The 18102-nt window shown below is 41.8% G+C and carries 17 protein-coding genes and 1 riboswitch; of the genes, 9 read left to right on the top strand and 8 right to left on the bottom strand.

Going from position 1 to position 18102, the window contains the following annotated elements; translation table 11 throughout:
• Positions 1–39: 39 nt before the first annotated feature.
• Positions 40–612, top strand: coding sequence for a hypothetical protein (locus NR125_RS18340; protein WP_009334531.1), 573 nt, complete (start codon positions 40–42; stop codon positions 610–612).
• 32 nt (positions 613–644) lie between these two features.
• Here the strand turns inward: NR125_RS18340 and NR125_RS18335 are convergent, their stop codons facing one another.
• Positions 645–953: a hypothetical protein gene (locus NR125_RS18335; RefSeq protein ID WP_009334532.1), complete on the bottom strand. Its 309-nt coding sequence runs from the start codon at positions 951–953 to the stop codon at positions 645–647.
• Positions 954–1107: 154 nt separating this feature from the next.
• On the opposite strand from NR125_RS18335, the gene NR125_RS18330 reads away from it, so the two are divergent.
• From NR125_RS18330 to NR125_RS18320, 3 genes are read left to right on the top strand one after another with little or no spacing between them, the layout of a single operon-like run.
• Positions 1108–1632 carry a hypothetical protein gene (locus NR125_RS18330; RefSeq protein WP_009334533.1) on the top strand — a complete coding sequence of 175 codons (525 nt, stop codon included), beginning with the start codon at positions 1108–1110 and terminating at the stop codon, positions 1630–1632.
• Positions 1632–1775 (top strand): hypothetical protein, encoded by a 144-nt coding sequence (locus NR125_RS18325; protein WP_034297045.1) that lies wholly within the window; start codon positions 1632–1634, stop codon positions 1773–1775. Before NR125_RS18330 ends, NR125_RS18325 begins: the two co-directional genes overlap by 1 nt.
• A 25-nt stretch (positions 1776–1800) precedes the next feature.
• Entirely contained in the window at positions 1801–2136 is a 336-nt protein-coding gene (locus NR125_RS18320; RefSeq protein ID WP_009334534.1) for a DUF3889 domain-containing protein, read from the top strand.
• A 52-nt stretch (positions 2137–2188) separates the two neighbouring features.
• Here the strand turns inward: NR125_RS18320 and NR125_RS18315 are convergent, their stop codons facing one another.
• From NR125_RS18315 to NR125_RS18290, 6 genes are all read right to left on the bottom strand, one after another.
• Positions 2189–2743 carry an HAD hydrolase-like protein gene (locus tag NR125_RS18315; RefSeq protein ID WP_009334535.1) on the bottom strand — a complete coding sequence of 185 codons (555 nt, stop codon included), beginning with the start codon at positions 2741–2743 and terminating at the stop codon, positions 2189–2191.
• 92 nt (positions 2744–2835) lie between these two features.
• The gene (gene metH, locus NR125_RS18310) at positions 2836–6282 is read right to left on the bottom strand and encodes a methionine synthase (protein ID WP_192908610.1); all 3447 of its coding nucleotides are present in this window, start codon (positions 6280–6282) and stop codon (positions 2836–2838) included.
• Positions 6275–8125, bottom strand: a complete 1851-nt coding sequence (locus NR125_RS18305) for a bifunctional homocysteine S-methyltransferase/methylenetetrahydrofolate reductase (protein ID WP_009334538.1) — start codon at positions 8123–8125, stop codon at positions 6275–6277. The genes metH and NR125_RS18305 overlap by 8 nt, the downstream gene beginning before the upstream one ends.
• Positions 8126–8129: 4 nt before the next feature.
• Complete coding sequence (gene metC / locus NR125_RS18300; protein WP_009334539.1) at positions 8130–9314, bottom strand: cystathionine beta-lyase; 1185 nt, start codon at positions 9312–9314, stop codon at positions 8130–8132.
• Entirely contained in the window at positions 9311–10423 is a 1113-nt protein-coding gene (locus tag NR125_RS18295; RefSeq protein WP_192908609.1) for a methionine biosynthesis PLP-dependent protein, read from the bottom strand. Before NR125_RS18295 ends, metC begins: the two co-directional genes overlap by 4 nt.
• A gap of 76 nt (positions 10424–10499) precedes the next feature.
• A riboswitch (SAM riboswitch) is annotated at positions 10500–10614 on the bottom strand.
• A gap of 201 nt (positions 10615–10815) precedes the next feature.
• Positions 10816–10995 carry an H-type small acid-soluble spore protein gene (locus tag NR125_RS18290; RefSeq protein ID WP_009334541.1) on the bottom strand — a complete coding sequence of 60 codons (180 nt, stop codon included), beginning with the start codon at positions 10993–10995 and terminating at the stop codon, positions 10816–10818.
• A 164-nt stretch (positions 10996–11159) separates the two neighbouring features.
• Here NR125_RS18290 and NR125_RS18285 point away from each other — a divergent pair, with 164 nt between their 5' ends.
• The 3 genes from NR125_RS18285 (at position 11160) to odhB (ending at position 16114) form a co-directional block, all read left to right on the top strand.
• Positions 11160–11399: a hypothetical protein gene (locus NR125_RS18285; protein WP_009334542.1), complete on the top strand. Its 240-nt coding sequence runs from the start codon at positions 11160–11162 to the stop codon at positions 11397–11399.
• A gap of 616 nt (positions 11400–12015) precedes the next feature.
• Positions 12016–14859, top strand: a complete 2844-nt coding sequence (gene sucA, locus NR125_RS18280; protein ID WP_009334543.1) for a 2-oxoglutarate dehydrogenase E1 component — start codon at positions 12016–12018, stop codon at positions 14857–14859.
• Position 14860: 1 nt separating this feature from the next.
• A complete protein-coding gene (gene odhB / locus NR125_RS18275; RefSeq protein WP_009334544.1) occupies positions 14861–16114 on the top strand; it encodes a 2-oxoglutarate dehydrogenase complex dihydrolipoyllysine-residue succinyltransferase in 1254 nt (417 codons plus the stop codon).
• 315 nt (positions 16115–16429) lie between these two features.
• On the opposite strand, the gene sda is transcribed toward odhB, so the two are convergent.
• On the bottom strand, positions 16430–16561 hold the full coding sequence (gene sda, locus NR125_RS18270) for a sporulation histidine kinase inhibitor Sda (RefSeq protein WP_009334545.1): 132 nt from the start codon (positions 16559–16561) through the stop codon (positions 16430–16432).
• Between the two features lie 208 nt (positions 16562–16769).
• On the opposite strand from sda, the gene NR125_RS18265 reads away from it, so the two are divergent.
• Both NR125_RS18265 and NR125_RS18260 read left to right on the top strand, forming a co-directional pair.
• A complete protein-coding gene (locus tag NR125_RS18265) occupies positions 16770–17564 on the top strand; it encodes a VOC family protein (protein WP_009334546.1) in 795 nt (264 codons plus the stop codon).
• A 13-nt stretch (positions 17565–17577) separates the two neighbouring features.
• Positions 17578–17976 carry a secondary thiamine-phosphate synthase enzyme YjbQ gene (locus NR125_RS18260; protein WP_009334547.1) on the top strand — a complete coding sequence of 133 codons (399 nt, stop codon included), beginning with the start codon at positions 17578–17580 and terminating at the stop codon, positions 17974–17976.
• Positions 17977–18102 lie beyond the last annotated feature (126 nt).

Raw genomic sequence — 18102 nt, 5'->3', positions numbered from 1 at the left:
GGCAGATAAAACGACCGTGTTTTGATGGAGGAAGAAACAATGAGTATTTTCGAGAATATTTTGGATATTTTGGAGAAAAAGGGAGCTATATCAATCCCTTCTTTGCTTGATGAAATGAATAAACTAAGTAACTCTCAGAATACCAGCCGAAAACCGCTTGAATTATCACATGTAAAATCTGTCATCAGCAGAAAAAGAGAAATTTTCCATATAAAAAATAATATTGTCACGATTGACCCTGATAAAGAGCCCATCCTTTTGAGTGTCAGCCTCGGCGGTTATCCCGGACCCTGGTACAAAGTCGAAGTGGATTTTATCAATGGACGTTTTGTATACTTTGAATGGCATTTAAGCTCGTTCTCACATAGAACTGAACTGCCTGCAGCATCAGGCAGCATTGAGGAATTTAAGAAGGAATTATATCGGCTGAAAATTTGGAAGTGGCAGAAGGAATACCAAAACCCTGGAATCATATTGGATAGTGTGACGTGGTCCATAAAGCTGATTACAAAGGAGAATATTTTTGAGAGTCAGGGGATACAGGCATTCCCTGAGGGCTGGGAAAAGTTTTGTAAGGCACTTTCAAAGCTGACAGGAAAATATATATGCTAAAAAGCTGCTGCTAAGGAATAGCTGCAGCTTTTTTAGCGTTCTGAAATCATCTTAAGGACAAAACTCTTATCCTCCTCATCAATGAAAAGGCAATATTCTTCTTCCTCTGTTATGTCAAGAAGATGCTGAAGTTCTTTTGGAATATGGATAGAGCCATTTTCAGATATAAGTCTTTTATTATGGGTTGATTCCAAATCAGCCTTCTCAATAATAATTTGATCCTGGTCGAAGCGAAGATCAGCCAGTTTTCCCGGCATAAGCCCAAATTGGCTGCGCCACTTGCTTGGGAGCAGAATTTTACCAGTTTTATTGAAATTTTTGCATTTATACATTGTTAACATGCTGATCAGCTCCTTCTATGCTTGTTAATCTATTACACATATTGGAATGTTCAAAACACATATTTTAAGCAAATTTAAAAATATCTGCCGTTCTTGCGGAAAGAATGAATAATTTTCCTTTAAATACAAAACCTTTAAAAAAAGGTGGGGTAAGATGAAAAAGAAGCTATATTTGGTGCTTATAATTCTCCTTTCCTGGCTGACTGTTCCATTCATAGGCAAAAGGGATTTTAAACGTTTTTATCCAGCAGCCATTTTTATGTGCCTTTATGTTCTGATAGAAGGGTTTATCGCTGAAAAAAACAAATGGTGGACTATTAAGGAAAGATTACTTCCAAAGCTCAGTGGTGAACTCCCATTGATATTAGGGCCGTTTTTTGCGGGATCTATATGGATATTAAAATTAACTTATGGCAGGCCCTTGCTGTATATCCTTTTGAATTCAGTTGTTGATGCCTTTTTCGCCTACCCTTTTTATACTTGGTTCAAAAAGATTGGGATTTGGAGGCTTCTCCGTTTTACACAGCTGAAGCTATTTATGCTTTTCATGATGAAGTCAATATTCATGTATGTTTTTCATATGGCATTTGTGGATAAAAAAATATTATCGGCGGCAGTTGGCGGATATAGGAATTATTTTAATAAATTCCGAATGAATGAGAGAGAGGAGAGGGGATAATGGAAAAAAGAAGAGACATGTCCTGTACAGATGATAAAGATATTCTCCATCATCTAATGGAAGAACAAATTGCTTATATCTGTGTAGAGGAAGAAGAAGAACGAATGAAGGAAGAAACCATGAAAAACGGGAATAACGATTAAGATCTTTTACTGAAAGAGGTGGAAAATGAAAAAAATAATTGTCAGCCTTATGGTTTTGATTGCTTTATCAGAATACATTCCCATTCGGGCATTGTCCGTAGAAGCGCATGCTGAAAGACCAGAACCAGCCTATGCTAAATGGGGCAGACTTGCTATGGAAACAGCAAAAAAGAAATATCCTAAAGCTAAAATTCTTGACTACTTGCATATCGGCAGAGAAAGGAGACAAACAACAGACATCGAAAAGTTCAAGCTATGGATAGAAGATGAGGGCAAAGAATTCGGTCTATACATTGATATTGAATTTGATTCAAAAACTGACAGAGTCATCAGGATCAATACGCGAAGATCAGCTAATTAACTTGATCAGAATAAAACCAGGGGCTTTATGATATTATAAAGTCCCTGGTTTCTTATTTCTCAAATTCAAATTTTGAATAACAATCAATCGCGAAGTCTGCATAGGGGTTAGGGTTGCGGAATGCACAGGTGCTGATGCCGATCTGTCTGGCAGGCATTAAATCTGTATCCTGGTCGCCAATGGCCAGATCAATATGATAACGCCGATGAAGATATTCATAGGATTCCGGATGCGGCTTTAAGGAGAAACCATCAAATTCAGGGCAGATAACTTCTTCAAAATGGGAAGTGAGTTTCCAATACTCGAGCAGCTCCTCAGTTGATTGCCGGTTCCGATGGGTTACCAGCACGTTTACATTATTTTGCTCTAATATTTCCCTTACATATGGGAATAATGGCTTCTCATCATGCTTAAAAGTAGCTTCCATTTGACGGAAATCCGCAATTTTATCCGGAGAAACATTAAATTTCTGATAGGCTGTCCCGTTTTTAAGAGGCATAAGTACTTCATGAGGATTCAGCTCTTTACCGGATATGCGAATAAAAGCCTGAACCAATGTGGGCCATGTATCTAGAATGGTGCCATCTAAATCCCAGAGAACATTCATAAAAATCTCACCTCCTTGCTATGTAACCATTGTATAGGTATTTAAAGGGGAAAGGCAAATACCCGGCAATCTTTTAATTGCCGGGTTTAATACTATCTTAATACATTAAAATATCTTGCTTCCGGATGAGCAAAGACCATTGCAGAGACAGATGCTTCCGGTTCCATCATGCATTCTTCTGTTAGCTTAACCCCGATATCCTCAGGCTGTATAAGCTTAAATAGCTTCTTCTGGTCCTCTAGATCAGGGCACGCAGGATATCCATAAGAAAAGCGTTGTCCCTGGTACTTCGCCGCAAAACGGTCCTTCATAGTCATTTCAACTGGATCAGGGAATCCCCAGCGATCCCGTATCTGACGATGGATCAGCTCGGCAAGCCCTTCAGCTGTCTCCAAAGCGAGCGACTGCAGGGCATGGCTTTCCAGGAATCTGCCTTCGGCTTTTAAACGGTCTGCTATACCGCGTATACCTTTTCCGGCAGTCACAGTAAAGAAGGCAGCATAATCCATTTGACCGCTTTCTTTTGATCTAAGGAAGTCCGCCAGACATAGGAATGGCTCCGTTTCCTGGCGCGGGAACTCAAACGTTTCAATGATCGTTTTTTCATCTTCATCATAGATATACACCTTATCGCCATCTGACTGGGCAGGGAAGAATTGATAAACTGCTTTTGGTTCAATCCAGTTTTTCTCTTTTGCTTCAGCAATCAGTTCATCAACCATTGTGTTAATCTTAATCGCTTTTTCATCTTTTTCTGCAAGCAGCTTTTGCAAGTTTCCTTTTAAGCCAAGGTGATGGCCAATCAGCATTTGCTTATTTATATACGGCTCAATATGTGAGAGGGAATATGTTTTCAGCAAATGCCGCTTTAAGTCTTTTGGAACAAAAACTGGCACTTTTGTGCTGACTGTTGGTTTAGGCTTTACTGCAACTGCAACCGATCCGCGGTCAAAAGGGACTGCATTCAGGACCGCTGCCTGTTTTTCTGCCTGCTGAATCCGCAGTTTCTCCACTTCTTCTGGCTCCTGAAGCTGATTGGCTAGAGAAAGTCCATTCATGGCATCCTTGGCATATAGCACGAGTCCATCATATTCTTTGGAAATTTTAGTATCTGTAAACTTTCTCGACAATGCAGCGCCGCCTACTAATATCGGAATATCGATTCCTGCCTGTTTCATGTCATGTGCCGTAATGACCATCTGCTGTGCGGATTTAACAAGCAGACCTGAAAGGCCGACCATATCCGGATTCTCACGCCTGATTTTTTCAATCAATTCAGCAGGGGAGACCTTGATTCCCAGGTCTATCACTTCATATCCATTATTGCTTAAAATAATATCCACAAGGTTTTTCCCTATATCATGGACATCCCCTTTAACGGTTGCCAGGATGATTTTCCCCTTGGATGAAGATTGTGCAGCATCCTTTTCCATATATGGCTCCAGATATGCAACAGATGCTTTCATAACCTCTGCACTTTGAAGGACTTCTGCAACAATCAGCTGGTTATCATTGAACAATCTTCCTACTTCCTTCATTCCATTCATTAATGGCCCATTAATGATATCAAGCGGAGCAGGGTATGCTTGCAGGGCCAGTTCAAGATCAGGCAGCAGCCCTTCTTTTGTTCCCTCCAGAATATAATAGGCGAGGCGTTCCTCAAGCGTCATATCCGGGAGGACACTTTTACTTTCTTTCTTCTTATCCCGGTAAAAATCAGTGAAAATGGCAAGTGATTCATCAGTAGTTTCGAAAAGAAGCTTTTCAGCCATTAAGACCTCTTCCTTTGAAATGGAGGCAAATCTTTCGAGCTTTTCCGTATTCACTATCGCATAATCGAGTCCTGCTTGAGTACAGTGATAAAGGAATACTGAATTTAATATCTCCCTGCCGACAGGAGGGAGGCCAAATGAAACATTACTGATTCCCAATATGGTTTGAACCTCCGGTAAAGCCTCTTTAATAAGTCTTATCCCATCTACCGTTGCCTTTGCAGACCCGATGTATTGCTCATCCCCTGTGCCGACAGGAAAGACGAGGGGGTCAAAAATAAGATCCTCAGGCGGAATTTGATACTTATTTACAAGCAAATCATACGAACGCTTTGCAATTTCCAGTTTTCTTTCAGCCGTAACACCCATTCCGGCTTCATCTATAGTACCTACTACCACAGCTGCACCATATCGATGGATCAGTGGGGCAATAGCTTCGAATCTTTCTTCGCCATCCTCCAGATTAATGGAATTTATGATGGCTTTACCCTGTGAATAGGTGAGGGCCTTCTCGATAACCGTTTCATCAGTTGAATCAATGACCAGCGGAACCTTAATTTTTTTTACTAATTCCTTGATAAAGTTTTCAACATCCTGCATTTCTTCACGGTCAGGATCTGCAAGGCAAATATCAATTACGTGGGCTCCGCCTTTTACTTGCGCCCGGCCTATTTCAGCAGCTTCCTCGAACTTTCCTTCAGCAATCAGTCTTTTAAACTTGCGTGAGCCAATTACATTTGTGCGCTCGCCGACCATAATGGGCCTTAATGTCGGGTCATCATAAATCAGAGGTTCAATTCCGGAAACTTTATGCACTGAATTCCCCTCATAATTTCTGGGTTTATAATCTTTAACCGACTCAGCAATCGCCTGAATATGTTCAGGGGTGGTTCCGCAGCAGCCGCCTACGATATTCAGCCAGCCTTCCTTGGCAAAGCCCTCAAGCTTTCTCGCCAGTGATTCCGGAGTTTCATGGTACTGTCCTTCTTCATCAGGCAATCCTGCATTGGGATAGCAGCTGACTGCAGTAGATGCCAATCCTGACAGAGAACGGATATGGTCCTGCATGAATTCGGGCCCTGTCGCACAGTTGAGTCCGACTGCCAGTGGTTTCATATGTTCCAGCGAAATATAAAATGCTTCAATCGATTGGCCAGCAAGAGTCGTGCCCATCGGTTCAATCGTTCCCGAAACGATAAGCGGAAGTTTTATTCCCGTCTTTTTTGATGCATTTTCAATGCCGATAAAACCAGCCTTCACATTCAGCATGTCCTGGCTGGTTTCCAGGAGAAGAAGATCGGCTCCACCGTCAATTAACCCTCTGGCTTGTTCTTCATAAGCCGCAATCATTTCTTCAAATGTAGACCCGCCGGTTACACTCAGCGTCTTCGTCGTAGGACCCATGGCACCAGCCACATATCTTGGCCATTCAGGAGTTGAAATGCGGTCTGCAGCTTCCCTGGCAATTTCAACAGCAATTTTATTTAGTTCATAAGCTTTTTCTTCCAGATCGTAATCTGCCAGAACAATGCTGGTTGCGCCAAAGGTATTGGTTTCAATAATATCTGCGCCGGCTTTTAAATATTCAAGGTGAATATGTTCGATCACCGAAGGAGCTGTTATATTTAAATTCTCGTTGCAGCCTTCATATTCTTCGCCGCCAAAGTCAGCAGCGGTAAGATCGGCCCTCTGCAGCATGGTGCCCATTGCTCCATCCATGATCAGGATTTTCTTTTTTATCTGCTCCTGCAGTGATGGTTTATGCATGTTGTTTCCTCCTTGAAAGCCGTTCGGTTGTCTCACGGGCATAGTTTGATAGTTCAACAGTCATTTCATAGCGCATAAATGGAGTGATGAGGTAAATGCCATTAAACAGCTCTGCCGCGGCATCGATCAGCGACTTGGCAATAGCTATGCCTTCAGCTCCAGCCTGTGCAGGATCATCCTTTAATGAAGCCATCCGGTTTCTAATGCTGTCGGAAATTTTGATTCCAGGAACTTCATTATGCAGAAACTCAGCATTCCGGCTGCCGGTAAGAGGCATTAGGCCTATATAAACAGGTGCTTTTAAATCTTTCACAGCCTCATGAACTTCCAGCAGCTTCTCTTCAGAAAAAACAGGCTGCGAGATGAAATAGTCCGCACCATGTTCAATTTTCTTTTCAAGCCGTCCAACAGCTTTTTCCAATGAGCGGACATTGGGATTAAAAGCCCCTGCAACTGAAAAGGCAGCTTTCTGGCCGAGATCTTTCCCTGAAAAAGATAACCCTTCATTTAACTGCTTGATCATACTGATCAATTCAAATGATGAGACATCATATACAGAAGATGCTCCTGGAAAATCACCGACACGTGCAGGATCACCCGTTACGGCAAGAATATCATTTAATCCAAGTGCGTGCAGACCCATTAAATGGGATTGCAGTCCAATAATATTCCTATCCCTGCAGGTCACATGAACAAGCGGGCGCAATCCTGTCTGCTGCTTGACGAGATATCCAAGCGCAGAGTTGCATACCCGGGGGGAAGCAAGGGAGTTATCAGCAAGTGTAATAGAATCTATTCCGGCTTCTTTCAATGCTTTTGCACCTTCGAAAAAGCGTGAAGTATCAAGCTTCCTTGGAGGATCCAATTCAACAATGACAGAAGGCCTTTCCCTGACAATATCTTGAAGAGGAGGGAGCTCTCTTGATGATGATGGCTTTTCAGAAACCATGACTTTATTGATTGCCTTTGTCTCTTTTTCCTCTATTGGCGGAAGTCCTTTTAAAACGTCAGAAAACGCCTTGATATGGTCAGGTGTTGTTCCACAGCAGCCTCCAAGCAGGCGGACACCCTGATTTCGGAATTCAATCGCTGACTGCCGGAAATATTCTGCATCTCCTTCATAATGAAATTTGCCATCCGTATAGGCTGGAATACTGGCATTTGGATAAGCAGAAAGATAGGCATGCTTTGGCAAAGGCACACTTTCGAGAGTTTTCAGCATATGATGCGGACCAAGCCTGCAATTGATTCCCACAACATCCGCACCAATTCCTTCAAGCTTTGCTAAAGCATCAGCGATAGAAGTCTGGTTCTGAAGAACACCCGCTTCCTGAAGAGACACCTGTGCGATAATCGGCAAATCAGTTTCTTTCCTGGCTATGGCAAGGACAGTCTCAAGCTCTTCCAGGTCATAATAGGTTTCAAGCAAAATACCATCTACATTCTCAAGCAGCAGGCAATAAAGCTGCTCCCTGAAGCTTCTTTTTATTTCTTCAAGTGTAATCATGTTGGGCTTGAATCCCCTGATCCCGCCGATTGTACCAGCAACATATGCGCGTTCCTTGGCAGCTTTTTTGGCAATCCTTGCTGCAGCACTGTTAATCTCCTTAACGGAGTCTTCCAGTCCATATCGCTGAAGCTTCAAATAATTCGCCGCATACGTATTTGTTTGGATCAATTCAGCCCCTGCGCCTATGTATGCTTCATGGATGTGCTGGATCTGTTCAGATTGTGATAAATTTAATTCCTCAAAACAGCTGTCGGTACCATAGGAGTACAGAAGAGTTCCCATCGCGCCATCTGCTATGATGATTTCATTCTTTAATTTATTTAGGAAACTCAAAATATCACCCCCGCTGTAAAATCGAATGTTTTGTTTTTCCGGCAGCAGATAAAGCTGCCTTGAAATCTTCTATAATATCATCTGCGCTCTCCAGGCCAACAGATAGACGAAGAAGACTGTCCGTTATTCCGCGCTGCTCCCGTTCGGATGCTGGCATGGCTGCATGTGACATTTTTGCAGGGTAGGAGAGGATGGATTCAACAGCTCCCAGACTTACTGCAAAAACAGGTATTTTCGCATTTTCAACAAATGTTCTCATCGATAGCTCATCTTCAAGCTCAAAAGATAGGACGGCACCTGCGTTCACAGCCTGCATTTTCTGGATTTTATATCCGGGATGATCTGCAAAACCTGGATAATGCACCTTCTTAACAGATGGGTGATCATTAAGGAAACCAGCAATTTTCTTAGCTGATTTCACAGACTGATCAAGCCTGACCTGCAGCGTTTTAATGCCTCTCAGCACAAGCCACGCATCCTGAACACCCAAAACGGCTCCAAAGGAGTTCTGGAGAAAAGCAAGTCTTGCACCTAAATCCGGATCTTTCACAACCGCTAGGCCAGCCACGACGTCGCTGTGTCCGGATAAAAATTTGGTTGCGCTGTGCAGCACTATATCTGCACCTAAAGAAAGCGGTTTTTGAAGGGCAGGGGTCAGGAAGGTATTATCCACAAATGTCAAGGCTCCATGCTGTCTTGCAAGTGAACTGATGGCCTGTATATCTGTCACTTTCAGCAGCGGGTTGGAAGGAGTCTCTACATAGAAAACTTTCGTGTTGGGACGGATTGCTTCTTTTACTTCCTCAAGATTTGTCATATCAACAAATGTGTGCTCAATGCCAAAGCGGGACAGGACTTCTGTTGTCATTCGATAGGTTCCGCCATATACATCTTCTGTAATGACAACATGATCTCCCTGAGATAAGAGGAGGAATGCTGTAGAAATGGCAGCCATTCCAGAAGAAAAGGCAAACCCTCTAATACCTTCTTCAAGCTCCGCGATGACTTCTTCAAGTGCTTCCCTTGTTGGATTCAGGCTGCGGCTGTAATCATATTTTCCGAACACATCAATATCTTTTTGATGAAAAGTGGAGGCATGCTGGATCGGTACACTGACAGCTCCTGTTTCCGGGTCGAATTTTTGATTATTGTGAAGTAATTTCGTTTGGAATGTGTAATTCGAACTCATCGTACTGCCTCCTTAACAACCTTAGCAAAAGCATGTTCAAGATCCGCCTTCAAATCTTCTGCATTTTCTATTCCAACCGAGAAACGCAGAAGCCTATTACAAACACCGGTTTCAATACGGATTTCTTCAGGAATGTCCGCATGTGTCTGAGTTGCTGGATAAGTTATGAAACTCTCGACTCCTCCAAGGCTTTCAGCAAAGGAGATAAGGGAGAGGCTCTGCAGAAATGGATTCACCCAGGATTCATCCTTGATTCGGAATGATATCATGCCGCCCTTGCCGGGATAAAGGACATCTGTTACTGCATCGTGGCCCGATAAAAATTCTGCTAATTCCTTTGCATTTTCTTCATGACGTTCCATGCGGAGAGAGAGTGTCTTCATCCCTCTGATCAACAGCCATGAATCAAAAGGGCTAAGGACAGCACCTGCGGCATTGTGGTTCATCGCCAGTGCCTCACATAACTCTTTGCCTTTTGCAACAATTAATCCGGCAAGGACATCATTATGCCCGCCAAGATACTTGGTTGCACTATGGATCACAATATCAGCTCCAAGCTTTAACGGCTGCTGAAGGAGAGGGGTATAAAACGTGTTATCAACTATAAGGAGGATATTATGCTTTTGGGCAATGTCTGCTATCAATTGAATGTCAGTCTGTTCCATAAGCGGATTAGTTGGAGTCTCCAGAAATATTGCCTTGGTCTTTTCCGTGATTAATAGTTCAACATCTTCGGAATTGCTGGTATTTACATATTTGCACTGAAGTCCCCACTTCTTGAAGCCCTGTTCAAGCAGACGATATGTACCGCCATATAAATCCTTTGATACAATCCATTCATCTCCGGATTTAAAAAGAGAAAGAATGGTAAGAATTGCGGCCATTCCAGAACTGCAGGCATAGCCTTGGTCGCCTTCTTCCAGATCGGCGATTGCCTCCTCAAGCAGCTGGCGGGTAGGGTTGCCTGTTCTGCTATAGTCAAAGCCAGTTGACTGGCCAATGCCTTCATGGCGATATGCCGTGGAAAAATATACGGGCGGGTTGACAGCACCTGTTGCTGACTCGCTCCTGTTTCCGATTTGCGCTAATCTGGTGTCAATATTATACATGCTTGTAACCACTCCTTATAAAAAATAAAAAAAAGCCTTCTATAAGAAGAAGACTTTTTAATGTGATCAGCCATTCTTCTTATCTTTCAAGTTTTAGAAACTTGCAGGAATTAGCACCTTTTCAATCAAAAAAATGATTGCTGGTTGCTGAGGCGTCGTCGGGCCTTACCCTCGACCTCTCTGGATAAGAAATCAAATATTAAATTTTCTCTAAACTTTACTACAGTAAACCGCTAATCGTCAACACTTTTTTGAATATTTTATGTTATAAAAAATATCCGACCAGGTATCTTACGTCCTTTTGCCCTCAGTCTCCATTATTTAAGGGGGAATGAGGAAAATTTTGAACAAAAAAACTTCCCATCAGATTCTGGAAAGTTTTTTTGGGGTATTCATTCTTCAATCAAATCGTTAACCGGCACATCCATTTCTTTTTCAGAATCTGCTTTTGTGTAAACACGTGCTGTTTTAGTCTGCTCATCTACATGCTGAATGATGATCGGGATGCCATTCAAAGTAACACTGTGCATTTCAGCAGACTCAGCAATCTCTTTTGCTCTGCCAATATTCATGGAAAAACCTCCTGAATTTGAATAATTTTAATGTGTCTTAAAAATACACAAATTATTCTTTTGAAAAAAACCTGGCATAAAATGTTAGAAGGGGATCACTTTAAAGTTCAGAATATTTGTTTTATAATGAACGTAAATGAAATTTTTCTTGGAGGGGAGCTAATATGCGTGAACATAGCCACTGCCGCCACCGGTTTGCGGAATCCGAGGGTCCAGCAGTATTCCAGACCATGGATGGCATTGAAGTAAATGTTTCTGGTTCCATGTTCGAAAAATGTACAACTTGCGGCCATTTTGATTTTCCTGTGGAAACGAGAGAAGCAATTGAATCTTCCCTAAAAGAAAACAGAAAAAATGCGAATGCAGTGAAACAAATCTATATTAACTTAGTTGAGACTTTTTAAAGCCGGACGACTGCCGGCTTTTTTATTTTGTCTTCTATATAAGAAAGTGCTTTTACAAAATGTTTTTGAATTTTTGCTTGAACTTAGTTATTAACCTGAACTGATCATCGCTATGGGCACATGATTCTCGAAAATTCATCCGCATTTTCGTCGTGCGGTATTAGTCAAGGAAGCCTTTTTAAATGTCCTGCGGCAGGAGAGGGAGCGGGAGACCGCGCAGGCGGAGCTGAAGACCTCTGTTCCTCCCGGCGGAAAGAAGGTCCCGTGCTGAAATCAGCGGGCAACATTTTAAGTATAATAACAATCTAAAATGAACCCCTAAAAACCACCCAGTTATTTCTTATTTATAATTGTTTAACATTTAACAAAACATTTTATTAGAATAAGTAATTACTAAAAAAAATTTTTTAATAGTTTTCCACTATATTCATGTTTTTATCTTTGTACAACTAGATTTTCCGTGTTAGAATAACTGTGGAAACGTTTTATCCTCTGAAAAATATTATTATTCGTAAAAATAAAACGTTAATGCATCATATAGACGGGTATTGTATTTTCAGGGGAGAAAAATGTATTTGAATTATTTACTTAAAAACAGTTATGGAGGTAATTTTCCATGAAAAAGCCATCGAATGGTGAGGGACCTTTTGAACAAGGATTTCATGGCCCCAACCTTGGCTACGTTATTGAACTATATGAAAGATACTTAGAGGATCCATCTTCTATCGATCCTGAAATGAAAGACTACTTTGAAAGAAATGGTTCCCCTCTAGCGAGTGAAGGAACTCCGCAAATGGCTTCATCAGCAAATCAGCCAATGAATGCCGGACAGCTTGAAAAAACACTTGCTGCGATTCGCCTTGCTGATAATATCCGCACATATGGCCACTTGGCTGCAGATATTTATCCGCTGGGTAACAATAAATCTGAAAGTGCATTATTCGAACTGAGCAAATATGGCTTAACTGAAAATGATTTAAAAGAGATTCCTGCCGGTGTCATTACTAAAGACGCCACCTATCCATTACGCAACGGACTTGAAGCAATTGAATTCCTGAAAAGCGCTTATATGGGACCAATTGCGTTTGAATTCCAGCATATATTTGATGAAAACGAAAAAGACTGGCTTCGCCGTAAAATAGGGGCCAACAGCCATAAACTGTCAATGCAGAAGGCAGAAAAACTGAAAGTTTTAAGAAGACTGACTGAAGTTGAGGAATTTGAAAAATTCCTTCATAAAACATTCGTTGGCCAGAAAAGATTCTCAATTGAGGGTCTTGATACAATGGTTCCATTACTGGATGAAATTGTTTCTGAATCCGTTTCTGATGGAGCCAAAACAATTAACATCGGCATGGCCCACCGCGGAAGATTAAATGTTCTTGCCCATGTGCTTGGAAAGCCGTATGAAATGATCTTCGCGGAATTCCAGCATGCGCCAAATAAAGAACTGGTTCCTTCCGAAGGATCTATCGGAATCAATTACGGCTGGACAGGCGACGTTAAATATCACCTTGGTCTTGATAAACAGATCAAAGATGAGAATACGACCATAGCCAGACTGACATTAGCTAACAATCCGAGCCATCTTGAATTTGTAGGTTCACTGGTTGAGGGCTATACCAGAGCTTCACAGGATAATAGAACAAAGGCCGGTTATCCTGAAGTAGATCCAAAAGCTGCTTTAGCCATTATCATTCATGGAGACGCAGCATTCCCAGGACAGGGAATTGTAGCAGAAACACTGAACCTTGGACAGCTGACTGGCTACAATACGGGCGGTTCGATCCATATCATTGCCAATAATACAATTGGTTTCACAACAGAATCACATGATTCACGTTCTACCAGATATGCAAGTGATCTTGCCAAAGGTTATGAAATGCCAATTCTGCATGTGAATGCAGATGAACCTGAAGCAGTAGTTGCAGCGGCAAGAATTGCTTGTGAATATCGTGCGAAATTCCAAAAGGATATCCTTATCGACTTAATCGGATACCGAAGATTTGGGCACAACGAGATGGACGAGCCTATGACGACTAATCCTCTTATGTATAACATTATTCGCAAGCGTCCAACCGTGAAAGCGCTGTATGCTGATAAGCTTCTAAATGAAAAGATCATTTCCAAAGAGGAAGCAGAGGGCATTCATCATGAAGTACTGGAAAAAATGAAGGCTGCCTATGAAAAGGTTCCAAAAGAAAAGAAAGAGGCGGAGTTAACCAATCCACCTGAAACAGTCGAAAAGGGTCTGCCAAAAATTAAAACAGCTGTGTCTGTCGATAAATTAAAGCAAATTAACGAAGAATTATTAAAATGGCCAGAGAATTTCAAAGTGTTTGATAAACTCGGCAAAATCCTGCAGCGCAGATTGGAAGCGCTTGAAGGAGACGGCAAGATTGATTGGGGACTTGCTGAAACACTGGCTTTTGCAACCATTTTATCTGATGGTACCCCTGTCAGACTGACTGGCCAGGATTCCGAGAGAGGTACATTTGCACAAAGAAACGTTGTTCTGCACGATCATACAACTGGAAAAGCGTATTCACCTTTGCACAAGCTTTCAACGGCTAAAGCATCATTCGCTGTCCATAATAGCCCATTATCTGAAGCTGCTGTCGTAGGCTTTGAATATGGATATAATGTATTCGCTCCGGAAACGCTTGTTCTATGGGAAGCTCAGTATGGTGATTTTGCCAATGCGGCACAGGTAATGTTTGACCAGTTTATTGCTGCTGGCCGTGCGAAATGGGGCCAAAAATCAGGTCTTGTCATGCTTCTTCCACATGGCTATGAAGGACAGGGACCTGAACATTCAAGTGCCCGCCTGGAAAGATTCCTGACTCTTGCAGCAGAAAACAACTGGACAGTTGCTAATCTATCTTCTTCAGCACAGTACTTCCATATCTTAAGAAGACAGGCTGCCATTCTCGGAAAAGAGGAAGTTCGCCCGTTGGTGATCATGTCTCCTAAGAGTCTGCTGCGCAATCCGAATGTCGCTTCAAATGGACTCGAATTGAGCGAAGGAGAATTCAAGTCTGTTATTGAACAGCCTGGCTTAGGCCAAAATCACGAAAAAGTGAAACGCATCATTCTTGGAACAGGTAAGATCACAATTGATTTATCCGAAAACCTGAAAAACTACCAGGATCAGGATTGGTTCCATATTTTACGAGTGGAAGAAATCTATCCGTTCCCAATGAATCAAATTAAAGAAATTTTAACCCGCTATCCTAATGTAGAAGAAATCGTTTGGATTCAGGAAGAACCAAAAAATATGGGTGCATGGAATTTCGTTGAACCTAGACTGAAAGAAATCGCAGGCAGCGATATCGATGTCAGCTACATTGGAAGAAGACGCCGTTCAAGCCCGGCTGAAGGTGACCCGACTGTTCATAAGAAAGAACAAGCACGGATAATAGATGAGACCCTAACACGGAAGCAAGAAGGAGGAAATTAAGGTGGCAGAAATCAAAGTTCCAGAATTGGCGGAATCCATTACAGAAGGTACGGTGGCACAGTGGCTAAAACAGCCTGGTGATACAGTAAATAAAGGGGATTATGTTGTAGAACTTGAAACAGATAAAGTAAATGTTGAAATCATTTCTGAACATAGCGGTGTTTTACAGGAAATTAAAGCACAGGAAGGCGACACGGTTAATGTTGGTGAAACCATTGCTATCGTTAATGAAAGCGGACAAGCTGCACCTGCTCCAGAAAAAACGGAAGAAAAACCTGAGGCTCCTAAAGCTGAACAGCCTAAAGCAGAGGATCAGCCCGAACAGCCAGCAGCTGAAGAAAAAGCTGGCGGACAGCGTCCGATCGCTTCTCCGGCAGCACGCAAGCTGGCAAGAGAAAAAGGGATTGACCTAAGCCAGGTGCCGACAGCTGATCCACTGGGAAGAATCAGAACCCAGGATGTTGAATCCTTCAATCCAAATCAAGCAAAACAGCAAGCTCAGGCACCAAAACCGGCAGCAGCTTCTAAACCTGCTGAACAGCCAGCCGCCGGAAAAGAAGTGGAACGAATCAAAATGTCACGCCGCCGCCAGACCATTGCAAACCGCCTTGTAGAAGTTCAGCAAACTGCAGCGATGCTGACAACGTTCAATGAAGTGGACATGACAAATGTGATGAACCTTCGTAAGAACCGCAAAGATAAATTCTTTGAAGAAAATGATGTTAAGCTTGGCTTCATGTCATTTTTCACAAAAGCGGTAGTAGCAGCCCTTAAGAAAAATCCTTATTTAAATGCTGAAATTCAAGGCAATGAAATTGTCCTTAAGAAATTCTATGACATTGGTATTGCCGTGTCAGCACCAGAAGGTCTTGTCGTGCCGGTTGTACGTGATGCAGACCGCAAAAACTTTGCTGAAATCGAAAAGGATATCATGGACCTTGCGGTTAAGGCGAGAGACAATAAACTTGCTTTATCAGATCTGCAGGGTGGAAGCTTCACTATCACTAATGGCGGTGTATTTGGCTCCATGATGTCTACTCCAATCCTGAACGGACCACAGGTTGGTATTCTTGGAATGCATTCCATCCAATTGCGCCCGGTTGCAATTGATGCTGAAAGAATGGAAAACCGCCCAATGATGTATATCGCACTTTCCTATGACCACAGAATTGTTGACGGTAAAGAAGCTGTCACATTCCTGAAACGCGTCAAGGAACTGATCGAAGATCCTGAAAGCCTTCTTTTTGAAGCATAATAAAATAGAAACCAGAGCGGAATCGGCTCTGGTTTTATTTTTTTCTTTATTGAAAATTATTTGCATTAAGGAAACATTGTACTTGTTATGCATAATATATTAAAAAGCAGGTGATGAGCTTGAGACGAAGACAAATGAAGATACTGCAATACAGTACGGTTTTAAAGAAACTCGGTGTTCTCAGTGAACAGGAATATGAAAATATTAAAAAGGCTAATAATCTTTCAGCATACTTGCGGAAATATTAAAAAAAGCGGGAATAGCTCCCGCTCCTACATATTTACTAAGTATTTGGCAAAACTATTAAGTTGAAACTTACTCTTTAAACGGCTTCAATCCCCGTTTTTGAATTTCAGTTTTTAATATCCTAATCCATTCCTTTTCAGACCCTGACTTCAATGCATCACGATACGAGACGACCAGCTGTTCATTACTCATAATTTTCATTATGCATACCTCCTGGTTAAATGGATTGAATATTCTATTTTTAATTATTGTAAAGGTTTTTTAAGTTTTTGTGAACCCTTTATAAAGAAAAGATTTATTTCATTATGATGACATTTTTTGCGGCGCATTTCAGCAGCTGATAGTGGACTCGAATACAAACCGAAGGTAAGATTTATATAAATAGATTGCTGAAAGGAGGAAGCCGCTAATGAATCTGGCACTAGACCATCTCGTACACTTTATTAAAGCTGAACCATCTGAACCAGTGAAGAAATGGGGGAATGTGGGATATAAAGCAGTATTGGGAGGAAGCCATGAGAACTGGGGGACATATAACAGCCTTTTATATATCGGGCAGTCATACATTGAATTTTTATCAATTGAATCAAATCATATTGCCGCTGCTGCTGAAAACCCGCTCATTAAACAGCTGACAGATGAACTCCCGTCAGGGGAAGGCATCGGGCAGCTCTGCTTCCGAACCAGTAATATTGAAGAGCTAAAGGCTGAATTAAAGAGGAAAGGCTTTGAGTCCCTTCCAATTTTTGAAGGAAGCAGAAAGAGGCAGGATGGAAGCTTGCTTTCGTGGAAGATGCTGTTCTTTAAAGAAAACCCACATTATAAATATCCTTTCTTTATTGACTGGGGCGTGGAAGACGATAAAAGATTTGAAGAACTGCGACATCTTGGCTTTATTGATGAAAACCTTGAAAATGAAAAAATCGAAGAAGTGTTTATAGCCTCCAATGACTGTGAAAAGTCTGCGGAGTCATGGAAGGCGATTATGCCGAATTTCATGGCTGATGTTTACATAAACAGCAATGGAAAAGAGAAGAGAGCATCCATTGGAATTGGATCAGTAAAACTCACCTTTTGCCAGCCATTACTGGATGAAGGAAGGGTTTTGGAAGTTCTGAAAAAAAGAGGAGAGAAGCCCTTTGCTGTTCAGCTTTCGCCTGGCCTTGAAAAAGAAATAACCCTATTTGAAGCTGTTTATTTTTAAAGGAGGAAGCCCATTGTTAAGGAAATTCACTGTAAACACTTCTGAACGAGACCAGTTTCTCGAAATAACTTCAGAAGTACAGGCATACATTAACCAGTGCGGAATCGCTGAAGGAGCAGCAATCGTCTATTGCCCGCATACAACTGCCGGCATCACCATAAATGAGAATGCAGATCCGGATGTTAAGACAGATTTGATCCGCCGATTCGATGAAATATATCCTTGGGATCAGCAAAAAGACCTTCATATGGAAGGGAATACCGCAGCGCATATGAAAGCGGTCACTGTCGGTTCCTCACAGCATATCGTCATTACAGAAGGACAGCTGCTTCTGGGCACCTGGCAGGGTATTTACTTCTGTGAATTTGACGGACCAAGGACGAGGACATTTTATGTAAAAATTTCAGATTGAACATTAAAGAAGCTGCTCCTATATTAAAGGGCAGTTTTTTTATTATGGAGAATTCACATTAGATGAATCTATAGTTTTAAAAATTGCGCCAGAAAAATTTATAAGTTATCAATATATGAAAATATT

The sequence above is a fragment of the Cytobacillus sp. Bac17 genome (assembly GCF_024519925.1).
Taxonomy (GTDB): Bacteria; Bacillota; Bacilli; order Bacillales; family Cytobacillaceae; genus Cytobacillus; species Cytobacillus pseudoceanisediminis.
This window is presented reverse-complemented; position numbering and strand designations above follow the sequence as displayed.